General features: G+C 38.8%; 1 protein-coding gene. It reads left to right on the forward strand.

Annotated elements, in window-relative coordinates; genetic code table 11:
* Positions 1–281, forward strand: a 281-nt coding sequence (locus AOA61_RS00460; RefSeq protein WP_143521149.1) for an RNA polymerase sigma factor, incomplete at both ends; no start/stop codon positions are given.

Below are 281 nucleotides of genomic sequence, written 5' to 3' on the forward strand. Positions count from 1 at the left end.
GTATTGCTAGAAATATAGCGATTGATCAGTTTAGAAATAAAAAACGGAACTTTTGGAAAAAGATGATTCCATTTGAGGGGAGGCATGAAGCGATGGGGAAAGATACGCCAGAAAGCGCTTTACAAATGAATGAGGAAAAATCAGAGATATACATTGCAATCCAGAGCCTGAAAGAAAACTATCGGGATGTTCTTATCCTTAGAGGGATTCAAGAGTTATCGGTTCGGGAGACGGCTGAAGCCTTAAATTGGAGTGAAAACAAAGTACGGTTAACGTATTTA

The sequence above is a fragment of the Pseudomonas sp. 2995-1 genome (assembly GCF_002742505.1).
Taxonomy (GTDB): domain Bacteria; phylum Pseudomonadota; class Gammaproteobacteria; order Pseudomonadales; family Pseudomonadaceae; genus Aquipseudomonas; species Aquipseudomonas sivasensis.